The organism is Streptomyces sp. NPDC048277 (assembly GCF_040652235.1).
In the GTDB taxonomy this organism is placed as follows: domain Bacteria; phylum Actinomycetota; class Actinomycetes; order Streptomycetales; family Streptomycetaceae; genus Streptomyces.
On the sequence record NZ_JBEZLQ010000024.1, the window covers coordinates 96,768 to 108,512 of the forward strand.

The 11,745-nt window shown below is 71.8% G+C and carries 6 protein-coding genes and 2 tRNA genes; 3 read left to right on the plus strand and 5 right to left on the minus strand.

What is annotated here, in order from left to right; translation table 11 throughout:
* The coding region (locus tag AB0D85_RS38850) for a hypothetical protein (protein ID WP_362331227.1) at nucleotides 1–435 on the minus strand (435 nt) is incomplete at its 3' end.
* 329 nt (nucleotides 436–764) lie between these two features.
* Between AB0D85_RS38850 and AB0D85_RS38855 the strand changes: the two genes are divergently transcribed.
* A complete protein-coding gene (locus AB0D85_RS38855) occupies nucleotides 765–3,353 on the plus strand; it encodes an AAA family ATPase (RefSeq protein WP_362331230.1) in 2,589 nt (862 codons plus the stop codon).
* Between the two features lie 334 nt (nucleotides 3,354–3,687).
* Here AB0D85_RS38855 and AB0D85_RS38860 read toward each other — a convergent pair.
* Nucleotides 3,688–3,760, minus strand: a tRNA-Arg gene (locus tag AB0D85_RS38860).
* Nucleotides 3,761–4,058: 298 nt separating this feature from the next.
* Nucleotides 4,059–4,152 (minus strand) — tRNA-Ser (locus AB0D85_RS38865).
* Between the two features lie 169 nt (nucleotides 4,153–4,321).
* Between AB0D85_RS38865 and AB0D85_RS38870 the strand changes: the two genes are divergently transcribed.
* Together AB0D85_RS38870 and AB0D85_RS38875 are read left to right on the plus strand one after the other, a co-directional pair.
* Nucleotides 4,322–4,786: an SSI family serine proteinase inhibitor gene (locus AB0D85_RS38870; protein ID WP_362331233.1), complete on the plus strand. Its 465-nt coding sequence runs from the start codon at nucleotides 4,322–4,324 to the stop codon at nucleotides 4,784–4,786.
* Nucleotides 4,787–5,117: 331 nt separating this feature from the next.
* On the plus strand, nucleotides 5,118–9,206 hold the full coding sequence (locus AB0D85_RS38875) for a PAS domain-containing protein (protein ID WP_362331236.1): 4,089 nt from the start codon (nucleotides 5,118–5,120) through the stop codon (nucleotides 9,204–9,206).
* Nucleotides 9,207–9,290: 84 nt separating this feature from the next.
* Here the strand turns inward: AB0D85_RS38875 and AB0D85_RS38880 are convergent, their stop codons facing one another.
* Together AB0D85_RS38880 and AB0D85_RS38885 are read right to left on the minus strand one after the other, a co-directional pair.
* On the minus strand, nucleotides 9,291–10,946 hold the full coding sequence (locus tag AB0D85_RS38880; RefSeq protein WP_362331238.1) for a long-chain fatty acid--CoA ligase: 1,656 nt from the start codon (nucleotides 10,944–10,946) through the stop codon (nucleotides 9,291–9,293).
* A gap of 113 nt (nucleotides 10,947–11,059) precedes the next feature.
* The gene (locus AB0D85_RS38885; protein WP_362331241.1) at nucleotides 11,060–11,665 is read right to left on the minus strand and encodes a SigE family RNA polymerase sigma factor; all 606 of its coding nucleotides are present in this window, start codon (nucleotides 11,663–11,665) and stop codon (nucleotides 11,060–11,062) included.
* Nucleotides 11,666–11,745: the final 80 nt, after the last annotated feature.

The following is an 11,745-nucleotide window of genomic DNA, read 5'->3' on the forward strand; positions in this document are numbered from 1 at the left end:
TTTGTTGTTGTTCCCGCCTCCGCCGTTGTTGTTGTTATTGTTGTTGTTGTTCCCGCCTCCGCCGTTGTTGTTGTTATTGTTGTTGTTGTTCCCGCCTCCGCCGTTGTTGTTGTTATTGTTGTTGTTGTTCCCGCCCCTGCCGTTATTGTTGTTGTTATTGTTGTTGTTCCCGCCTCCGCCGTTGTTGTTGTTATTGTTGTTGTTGTTCCCGCCCCTGCCGTTGTTGTTGTTGTTATTGTTGTTGTTGTTCCCGCCCCTGCCGTTGTTGTTGTTATTGTTGTTGTTGTTCCCGCCTCCGTTGTTGCTCGGCACCGCCACGTGAGCGACTGTCGGCGTCGGGGCCGCGAAGGCGGTGGAGGGGGCCAGAGCGCCTCCTGCGGCCAGAGCCGCCGACGCGGTCAGCACCGCGGTACGCTTTGCGATCTTCTTGAGCATGGTGATCCCTTTTCGATGGCCTGACGACTCGATTGAGCCGCGTCGATTCGCCCGCGATCAGCCCCCGAAATCTCGGGACCGGCAATTTCTGCCGAAGTCGTCCCGGAGACGCTGGTTCGATACCCGCAGACCGGTAATCCCGGCTGCGAGACACATTCGCCAGCATGCCCCTCCCGCAGTCGGGGGCACATCGGGTGGACACCCCAAGTTCCACCCCGTCACACCCCATGTCCCGGTCCGGAATTCCCCGCATCACCCCACCTGCCGACCTGTCCCGATCGGTCTGGATCTTTTGCGCGGCTGCGACCGCGGAGGGAAAATGGCTGGTGATGGACCTGCTAGAGCGAGAGGCCGTACTTCAGGACCTCACCGGTCACCTGCAGGAAGCCGTGACCGGCCCAGGACGACTCGCCCTTGTGCGCGGTGAGGCCGGCATAGGGAAGACGAGCGTCGTCAACCGTCTGGCCCAGCTCGCCGATCCCCGGACCCGGATACTGGTCGGCGCCTGTGACCCACTGGCCACACCTCGTCCCCTGGGCCCTCTGATGGACCTGGCCCCGCGCCTGGGCGAGGCGGTGCGCACGGCCCTGAGCGGCGCACTGTCCGGCACCTGCCGTTCCGACGAGGTCTTCGACTGTCTGCTCGCCGATCTGAGCTCGTACCCCAGCCTGCTGGTCGTGGAGGACGTCCACTGGGCCGACGAGGCCACGATGGACCTGCTGCGCTACCTGGCCCGGCGCCTGCCGAGCGTTCCGGCGCTGGTGGTGGCCACCTACCGCGACGACGAGGTCGGCCGTACCCACAACGTGACCGCTCTCCTGGGCACCCTGGCCGGTTATCCGTGGGTGTACCGCCACGACCTGACCCCGTTGAGCCGTCGGGCCGTGGCCCGCCTGGCCGGCGGACACACCGTCGACGCCGAGCAGCTGTACCGCGTCTCCGCCGGCAACCCGTTCATCGTCACCGAGATCCTGGCCGCGCCTGCGGAGTCCATCCCCGCCACGGTGCGCGAGGCCGTCGCCGGCCGCCTGGCGGGCCTGTCGGCTGCGGCGCGCAGGGCCGTCGACGTGCTGGCGGTCCTGGGGCGCCGGGCCCCGCTGCCGCTGCTGGCCGCCATGCTGCCCGCCTCGGAGGAGGCGCTCGACGAGGCACTGGCCGGTGGAATCGTGCGGACCGACGGGCAGGTGACCGAGTTCCGCCACGAGCTGACCCGGCTGGCCGTGCTGGATTCCGTGCCCGCCGCCTATCGTCTGCTGGTGCACCGGCAGGTGCTGGCGGCGATGCGGTCCCGCCCGGTCGCCGCGGACGATCTGACGCTGCTGGCCGACCATGCCGAGGGTGCCGGGGACCCGGCCGCCGTACTGGAGTACGCACCCGCCGCGGCCGCCCACGCCGCCGCGTTGGGCGCGCACCGGGAGGCAGCCGCCCAGTACGCCCGCGCCCTGCGCTACGCCGACCTTCTGCCGCTCGACCGAAGGACCTCTCTGCTGGAGGGCCATTCGCAGGCCTGTCTGCTGTCCAGCTGGCTGGACGAGGGGATCGCCTCCCGTCGTGAGGCGGTGACACTGCGCCGTGCCCTGGGCGACCGGCTGCGCGAGGGCGAGGACCTGCGCTGGCTGTCGTGCTGGCTGTGGCCGTTCGGGCGGACCGTCGAGGCCGGACGGACCGGCCTGGACGCGGTGCGGGTACTCGAAGGGCTGGGGCCGAGCCGGGAGCTGGCCCGGGCGTACCTGAACCTCTGCCAGCTGGCCTGCTACGAGCACGAGGAGGTGCGGGTGACCGCCGCCTACGCCGAGAAGGCGATCGCTCTGGGCGAGCGCTTCGGCGATACGGGGGTGGTCACCCAGGCCCGTTTCCATGCCGCGGCGGCAGGCATGCTGAGCGAAGGGTCCGGCTGGGAGGACTGCGAACAGGCGGTCGCCTGCGCGATGGCGCAGGACCTGCCGGAGGACGCGGGCTTCCTGGCGCTCATCATGTGCTGGTTCACCGCGCTGCAGCGCGATGCCGCCCGGACGGCCGCGGCCGTGAACCGGGCGGAAGCCTATTGCCTCGATCACGATCTGCTGTCCTACCTGCTGTGCACGAGGGCCTGGGGCAGCTGGGGACTGCTGAGCCGGGACCGGTGGGCCCAGGCCGCCCATGCCGCGCAGGAGGTCCTTTCCCATCCCAGCTCACCGCCGGTCGTCCGGGCCCTGGCCCTGACCGTCCTGGGCCTGGTGCGGGCCCGCCAGGGCAAAGCCGACGCATGGCCGCTGCTGGAACAGGCGGCGAGCCTGGTCGACTCGGACTGCCTGCTCGACACGGGGCTGGGGTGGGAGGCCCGGGTCGAGGCGGCCTGGCTGGCCGGCGACCACGAGCTGGTGCGGACGGAGGCACAACGCGGTCTGGACGCCCTGGCGGAGCGCAGCCATCCCTGGCTGTCCGGGCCCCTGGCCTGCTGGATCCGCCGCGCCGGAGGAGCACCCCCGCAGGTGCCCAGCGCCGGACCCTACGCGCTGGAACTGGCCGGCGACTGGGCCGGCGCGGCGGCCCAGTGGGACCGGCTCGGCTGCTCGTACCAGGCCGCGCTGGTCCGGCTGTCCGGCGACGCGCCGGCGCTGCACCAGGCGCTGGCCGCCTTCGAGGCCCTCGGCGCCCGGCCGGTCGTGGCGCGTACCCGCGCCGTGATGCGCAGCCGCGGTGTCCGCCCGGTCCGGCGGGGCCCGCGGGCGGCCACCCTGGCCAATCCGTACGGGCTGACCATCCGGGAAATGGATGTCCTCAAGTTGCTGAACGAGGGCCTGTCGGACGCCGAGATCGCCGCCCGCCTCTACATCACGCCCAAGACCGCCGGGCACCACGTGGGCGCGGTCCTGGCCAAACTCGGCGTCCACTCCCGTCAGGAAGCCGCCCGTAAACTCCACGATTCAAAACGCTGACAGGTCTCCCGAAAGGGGAGGGCGAGAATGCGGAAAACAGCCTTGCTGAGCGCCAGCCTTGTGACCGCGGTCTTCTGCTGCTGTACGGCGCTTTCCCCGTCGGCACTTCAGTGTTATGCGACACACCGCAGTCCGGACGTGATCGTGTGTTACCGGAATTCATGGAAGGCCGAGTACAGGCACGGCGACATGGTCTATGTCCCCATCCTCATCCAGGTGCCCACGCCCGCCCATCCGTCCCCCGTGACGATCGTCGACAGCCTGAACGACATCCGCCCCAGTCAGACATGAACAGAGGGCCCGTGGATCTCTCCACGGGCCCTCCGACTTACTGTGCACTCGGCAGGATTCGAACCTGCAACCTTCTGATCCGTAGTCAGATGCTCTATCCGTTAAGCTACGAGTGCTTGTTTTTTTGTTTCTTGCCTTCGCTTTCGGCCCTTCCGGTCCGCTCGCGGCGACAGGAAGAACATTACATGACTGCCGCCGCCATGTGAAATCCGTTAGGTGCACCCCTTGTGACCTGCGGAAACGCCGCATCCTGGGGGCCGCGCACGGAGCGGCGGGGCGCACGCGGGCGCCAGCGCGGGGTTCGGTGCGCCCACGACGTGACGGTGCTTCAGCCCTCGGCGGACGTGGGGGACGTCGCGGCCATGAAACGACTCAGGGAGTCCAGCGCGAAATCACTGGACTCCCTGAGTCGTGTGGCGGAGGCGGAGGGATTTGAACCCTCGATGGGCTTTAAGGCCCAAACCGCATTAGCAGTGCGGCGCCATAGACCGGACTAGGCGACGCCTCCAGCACAGCCGCCCGCGTGAGCGCGAGTGGTGCGTGCAGATGATGACACAGTCGAGCGTGCTGTCACCAATCGGCTCCCACGGTACTAGCCAGCCGGGCCGCAGGGCAAAGCCCTTCCCGTCGGCGGGGGCGCCACGCAACGTCCGGCCGGGCGCCGCGTTGGGCAGGGCATGTCTCGACTTTCGCCCCAGATCCCGTCCCAAGTCAGGCCTCAGGGCAGGTCTCGTGCCGCCGTGCGAGGCGTCCTCGGGGCCGTCGCCGCCGTCCTCGGGGCCCTCCCCGCCCAGGCCGCGTCCGCCGCCGTGACGGGCGACCACCTCACCGTCACCGTCCGGCACGCCGGGGACGGGCGCGACGGGACGTACGAGCTGTTCTGTCACCCCGGCGCCGGGAGTCACCCGGACGTGGACGGGGCGTGCCGCGTGCTGGACCAGAACACGCACTGGGGGCGCGACACCTTCGCCCCGGTCGCCCCGGGCACCGCCTGCACCATGCTCTACGGCGGTCCGGCCACCGCCCATGTCACCGGCACCTGGGCCGGCCGCCCCGTCGACGCGGCCTACGACCGCAGCAACGGCTGCGAGATCGGCCGTTGGGACCGCTTGGTCCCTCTGCTGCCCGACCTGGGCTCATGACGGCGGGGAGGGCCCGGCGCACGCAGCTCGGCGCACGCAGCCCGGCTCATCGACGACGGCTCAGGAAACACAGCCCATGAAGCCCGGCTCATAAAGTCGGCACAGATGTTCCATGGCAGAAGCCCCGCTCCCGTAAATGTCTCGCGAAGGTATGGCGGAGGTGAGGCGCGTCGGTCACATGTTCGCCGTCACTTCGTCGTGCGACCTCCCTCTCATCCGGCGCCGCGACCGGAACCCGTGCCCTTAGACTCCCTCGCGTGACACGCTGCGAGCCGATTGGCAAGATGGCACGAGCGGTCGGCAAGGTGCGGTAACAGGGAGGAAGCGTCTCGTGAGCAGCAGGCCATCCCGAGGCGCTGCTCGCCTCGCAGCCATACTGGACGCGCTGCCGGATGCGTTGGTGCTGGTCAACGCCAACGGAACCGTCGTCAACGCGAACACCATCGCCCTGGAGGCCTTCGAGACGCCGGGGACGGCGCTGGTGGGGCGCGGGCTGCTCGATCTGCTGCCGCAGTTCGACTCGCGGCTCATCCCGGGGTCCATGCGGCGGCCCGACCACATGGATCCGCGCGGGCGGACCAAGCCGACCCGGATGGTCGCGCGGCGGACCGACGGGACCGAGTTCCCGGTCGAGGTCACCAGCGCCAACCTGGAGAACGGACAGCAGGCCTACGACGGCTACGGCTACAGCAGCGACGAACTGCTGATGCTCGTCGTGCGCGACCTGACCGGCACCGTCGACACCGAGGCCGAGCTGGCCCGCTCCCAGCGGCAGACCGAGATGATCCTGCGGGCCGCGAGCGAGGGTGTCGTAGGCACGGACACCGACGGCCGGATCGTGCTCGTCAACCCGGCGGCCGCCCAGATACTGGGTTACCGGGCCGGTGAGCTCGGCGGCAAGGAGCTGCACAACCTCGTGCTGCACTCGCGCGCCGACGGCTCCCCGTTCCCGTACGCGGAGTCGCCGCTCGCCGACACCCTGCGCTCCGGGCGCAAGCACCGGGTGCGCGGACAGGTGCTGTGGGCCAAGGGCGACAAGAAGGTTCCGGTCGACCTGACGACCGCGCCGGTGCGCGACGGCGACCAGCTCGTCGGCGCCGTGATGACCTTCACCGACCGGCGGCCGTACGACATGGTCGTCGACGAGAAGGACGCCCTGGAGACGGCGCACGCCGACGAACTGGAGAAGCTCTCCGAGGAGCACGCCTCCGACCTGACCGCGCTGCGCCAGAAGCACGTCACCGAGGTCGAGGAGCTGCGCGAGCGGCAGGCCGAGGAGCTGGCCTCCGGCGAGGAGCGGTACGCGGCCCTCGGCGAGCGCGAGAAGGACCGGTACGAGGCCCTGTCCGGGCGGCACGAGCAGCTGCTGACGCTGCTCGCGCAGTCGCTGCGCGGCCCGCTCGACGAGCTGCGCCGGGAACTGGCCACGCTCGCCGCCGACGACGCCGGGCAGCTGTGGCCCGAGGCCAACCAGGTGCTCCACCACCTCTCGGCCGGCTACTCGCGTATCACCCAGCTCATCGACAACGTGCTCGGCTACCAGGCGCTGGACGCCGGCACCGAGGACATCACCCGCACGAAGGTGATGCTGGACGCCGTCGTCGCCGCCGGTGTGGACGGCGCGGTGGAGCTGATCGGGCCCGGCCGGGTCCAGTTCGCCGTGCACGCGCCGCCCATCGAGGCCGAGGTGGACCCGCAGCGGCTCGCCGTCGCGCTCGCGCATCTGATCGCGGACGTGGCCGGTGTCGACGCGACCGGCAACGCGCCGGTCTCGGCCGGCGGGTACATGGACAACACCGTCGTCGTCGCGGCGGCGCAGCGCGGCGAGGTCGTCCGTATCGAGGTGCGCGGGCCTTATCCCGGAGGCGATCCGGTGCACGAGCCGATCGTGCGCGGGATCGTGCGCGCGCACGGCGGTGTGCTGCAGACCCACGAGGTGCCGGGCATGAGCGGCAGCGCGTTCGTGCTGGAGGTGCCGATCGGGGACGGCGCCGGGGCCGTCCCCCCGCCGGCCGGTATGGAGCTGGAGCTCGCCCCTGCCGTCGAGGAAACCGGTGCCGGTGGGCGGCGCCGGGCCCGGCGGTCCTCCGTGGACGCCTTCCTGGAGAGCGACGTTCCCGGCGAGGGCGGCGAGGGCGAGGTCCCGGTCCCGCCGACCGGGCGCAGGCGTCGGCGTGCCGCCGAGGCGGAGGGCCAGGAGAGCGGGCCCGCCGCGATCGAGAGCGCGGAGTCGGCGTCCGGCGGTACCGGGCGGCGCCGCGGGCGTCCCGGCGACGGTGACGCGGGGGTGGCCGAGGGTGCCGTGGTGACCGCGGCCGAACAGGGCGCCGGGGCCGCCGCATCGGCTACGGGACTGGGCGCCGCCGTTCCGCCGCAGGGCGTGCCCGTACCCGTGCCCGCGTCGGGCCGCCGTGCCCGGCGTGAACCCGAGGAACGGCAGGCACTGCCGCCGGCGCTGCCCGCGGCTCCTTCGACTCCCCCGGCCCCCTCGGCCCCTGCCGAGCCGGCGGCCGACGAGGGCCAGCCCAGCGGGCGTCGGCGCCGTGCGCTGGCGGCAGCCGCCGAGCGGGCCGAGCAGCAGCAGGCGGGCCCCCGCCCGGTCTTCGCGCTGCCGCCCGCCGAGGCCGACCGCACCCCGGAGCCGGCCGAAGCGGCGGGCGACGAGGGCCGGCACGACGCCGTACCCCTCGACCAGGCCGAGGACCACACCCCTCCGCAGCCGCACCCCACCAACGCGCCGACCGGCCGCCGCAGGCGGGCCGTGGGCCAGCCGGCGGAGGCGTCTCCGGCGACTCCGGCCATGCCGACGGTGCCCGCGCAGGCGGCCGCACCGGGCCAGCCGGTTCCGCCTGGACAGCCGGTTCCGCCCGGGCAGTCCGGCCAGGGCATCCCGGCCCAGGTCGTCGCGCCGACCGGTATCCCCGCCGCGGCTCAGGCGGTTGCCGGTCAGCAGCCCGTACCGGCCCCCGTGCCGGCCGCTCAGCCCGGCCAGCCGGTTCTCCCGGCACTGCCGAGCGCGGCCGCCGTACCGGCGCAGGCACAGCCGACGCCGACGCCGACGCCGCAGGGCGTTGCGCCGGCGGTCGCCGAGCCTGCCGCACCGACCGCCACCCCTGCCCAGCCGCTCCCCGCGGAGGCCGCCCCCGTGGCCCCCGTCCCGCAGCAGTGGCCGGGTGCGGACGACGCACCCGCCCCGCAACCCGCGCGTGCCGCGCAGCCGTTGCCCGCCGAGGCGGCGGCGACGCCGGCGCCGGTCGACCCGGACTCCACGCAGGGCCGGGCGTTCAGCGTGCGGACGCTGGGGCAGGGGGTGCCGTTCTCACGGCAGGCCGCGCAGGTGCAGCAGCCGACGGCCACCCCGCCTCCGAACCAGCCGGGCGGCAACGGACGGCGCCGCAAGCTGGGCACACCGCCGGACCCGGGTCCGCGTGCCGAGCAGCCGCAGCCCGAGCAGTCGGCCCGGCCGCACCCGCCGGCCGAGCAGCCGGTGGCCGCCAAGCCGGTCGCCGCCCAGCCGCTGCCCCAGCCCTCGTTGGCCGGGCAGTCCCGGCTGGTGGGCGCCACCGACGGGGCCGGACGGTCGTACGCGATAGGCGCGCCGGACGTGAACGCCGCCGAGGGCCCCGAGCCGCTGGACGGTCCCGGCGGTGCGATCGAGGTCGCGGACCCGCCGCGCCCGCAGCCGATGGACGACGAACTGCCCCCGGAGCCGCTGGACAACCCGCGCCGGCTGCTGGTCTGGCCCGCGCCGGACGTCACCACCCAGCAGGCGCTGAGCGACCGCGGCTACCGGCCGGTGATCGTGAACTCCCGCGACGAGGTCGACGCGCAGATCGCCGCGTTCCCGGCGGCGCTGTTCGTGGACCCGCTGACCGGACCGATCACGCGCACCGCGCTGCAGTCGCTGCGGCAGGCGGCGGTGGCGGCCGAGGTGCCGGTGATGGTCACGGCCGGGCTGGGACAGGCGACGCGCGAGGCGGCGTACGGCGCCGATCCCGCCGTACTGCTGAAGGCGCTCGCGCCGCGCGACAGCGAGCAGCATCCGCCGCGGGTGCTGCTCATCGAGGAGCACGCGGAGATCGCCCTCGCGCTGACGTCCACGCTGGAGCGGCGCGGGATGCAGGTCGCGCGGGCGGCGAGCGACGCGGACGCGGTGACGCTGGCCGGGCAGCTGCGGCCGAACCTGGTGGTGATGGACCTGATGCAGGTGCACCGCCGCCAGGCCGGCATCATCGACTGGCTGCGTGCGAACGGGCAGCTCAACCGGACGCCGCTGGTCGTCTACACGGCGGCGGTCGACCAGGCGGACCTGCCCCGGCTGGCGTCGGGGGAGACGGTGCTGTTCCTGGCGGAGCGGTCGACGAGCACGGAGGTGCAGAGCCGGATCGTGGATCTGCTGGCTCGGATCGGGACGAACTGACGAAGCGCCGTCGGGGAACTGCCGACCGTCGACCGCGGGTCGTACGTGGCTGGTCGCGCAGTTCCCCGCGCCCCTTCAGGGCGCTTACAGGCTGGTGACGTCCAGTTCGCCCTCGGCGTACTGCCTGCGCAGGACCTTCTTGTCGAACTTGCCCACGCTCGTCTTCGGCACCGCCTCGATCATCGTCCACCGCTCCGGCAGCTGCCACTTCGCGATCTTGCCCTCCTCGGCGAGGAAGGCGCGCAGGGTCTCGAACGTGGCCGTGGAGCCCTCCCGCAGGACGACCGTGGCCAGCGGGCGCTCGCCCCACTTGTCGTCCGGTACGGCGACGACCGCCGCCTCGGTGATGTCGGGGTGGGCCATCAGCGCGTTCTCCAGGTCGACCGAGGAGATCCACTCGCCGCCGGACTTGATGACGTCCTTGGCGCGGTCGGTGAGGGTGAGGAAGCCGTCGGGGGAGATGGTGCCGACGTCACCGGTCTTCAGCCAGCCGTCCTCGCTGAACTTGTCGGCGGGGCGCAGGGGTTCGCCGTCGGGGCCGTTGTAGTACGCGCCGGCGATCCAGGGGCCGCGTACCTCCAGTTCACCCGCCGACTCGCCGTCCCAGGGGAGGCGTTCGCCGTCGGGGCCGCTGAGCCGGGCCTCGACGGAGGCCGGGAAACGGCCCTGCGTGACGCGGTACGCGAACTCCTCGTCCGTGCCGATCGCATGGGCCGGCGGCCGGGCGATCGTGCCGAGCGGGGAGGTCTCCGTCATGCCCCAGCCGTGGTAGACCCGCATGCCGATCTTGTCGAAGGCGGCCATGAGGGAGGGCGGACAGGCCGCGCCGCCGATGGTGACCTGGGTGAGGGAGGAGACGTCCCGCGGCCTGGCGGTGAGTTCGCCGAGCAGGCCCTGCCAGATGGTGGGGACGGCGGCCGCGTGCGTCGGGCGCTCGCTCTCGATCATCTCGGCGAGCGGGGCCGGCTGGAGGAACCGGTCCGGCATGAGCATGTTGACGCCGGTCATGAAGGTGGCGTGCGGCAGGCCCCAGGCGTTGACGTGGAACTGGGGCACGACCACCAGGGAGGTGTCCTGGTCGGTCAGGCCCATCGACTGGGCCATGTTGACCTGCATGGAGTGCAGGTAGATCGAACGGTGGCTGTACACCACGCCCTTGGGGTCGCCCGTGGTGCCGGAGGTGTAGCACATGGCGGCGGCCTGGCGTTCGTCCAGCTCCGGCCAGTCGTACGTCGTCGGCCGGTCCGCGATCAGTTCCTCGTACTCGTGCACGCGCGCGGTGGCACCGTCGAGCGGGGTGCGGTCGCCGGGGCCGGAGACGACGATGTGCTCCACCGTCGGCAGCTGGGGCAGCAGCGGGGCGAGCAGCGGGATCAGCGAGCCGTTGACGATGACGACCTTGTCCGCCGCGTGGTTGACGATCCACACCAGTTGTTCGGCGGGCAGCCGCAGATTGAGCGTGTGCAGGATCGCGCCCATGGAGGGGATCGCGAAGTACGCCTCGACGTGCTCGGCGTTGTTCCACATGAGAGTGGCCACCCGGTCGTCGCTCTGCACCCCGAGCTCGTCCCGCAGGGCGTTCGCCAGCTGTACGGCACGGACCCCCGCCTCGGCGAAGCTGCGCCGCTGCGGCTCGCCCTCACCGGTCCAGGTGGTGATCTGGGACCGTCCGTGCACCAGCACACCGTGCTCAAGAATGCGGGTCACGGTCAGCGGTACGTCCTGCATGGTGCTCAGCACGGCGTCCTCCCGGGGGCGTCATTGCCTACTCGGCGGTATCAGGGCTGCGCTGATTCTGCGCACATACCGGGCGGTATGTCACTAGGAGAAAGACAACAAAGCCTGTCCGTCCGCTATCGGGCGAGTTCCAACTCGGGGTCCTCGCGCAGTTTTCCGAGCGCACGGGACACCGCGGACTTCACCGTACCCACCGACACCCCGAGCACCTCGGCCGTCTGCACCTCGCTCAGGTCCTCGTAGTACCGCAGCACGACCATCGCCCGCTGCCGCGCGGGCAGCTTCATGATCGCCCGCCACATCGCGTCGTGCAGTGCCTGCCGCTCGGCCGGGTCGTCCCCGCCGGGCACCGGCTCCGGCTCGGGCAGCTCGTCGCAGACGAACTCGTCGACCCGGCGCTTGCGCCACTGCGAGGTCCGCGTGTTCAGCAGGGCCCGGCGCACATAGCCGTCGAGCGCCCGGTGGTCCTCGATCCGCTCCCAGGCCACGTACGTCTTGGCGAGCGCGGTCTGGAGCAGGTCCTCGGCATCGCTCGGGTTCGCGGTCAACGACCGGGCGGTACGCAGCAGGACCGGCTGGCGGGCCCTGACGTACGACGCGAACGACGGATACGGCCGGGTGTACGTGGGGGTCCCCCCGCGCGAGCGAAGCCGAGCGTGGGGGAGGGTCTGCCGTGCCGAGACAGCGGCGTCCGAAGCGCTGGTGCAGACGGGTGTGGTCATGGCTCCACGCTATGAGCGAGCGGTGTTCCGGCGGATCGGCCGCAGGTCCCGAAGGAGACTCCCCCTCAGGTTGTAGGGGT

Bases quoted from the DNA above. Each gene is read 5' to 3' on its own strand.
- AB0D85_RS38855 (WP_362331230.1), top strand. From the start codon at position 765: ATGGACCTGCTAGAGCGAGAGGCCGTACTTCAGGACCTCACCGGTCAC.
- AB0D85_RS38885 (WP_362331241.1), bottom strand. From the start codon at position 11,665: ATGACCACACCCGTCTGCACCAGCGCTTCGGACGCCGCTGTCTCGGCA.
- AB0D85_RS38870 (WP_362331233.1), top strand. From the start codon at position 4,322: ATGTCTCGACTTTCGCCCCAGATCCCGTCCCAAGTCAGGCCTCAGGGC.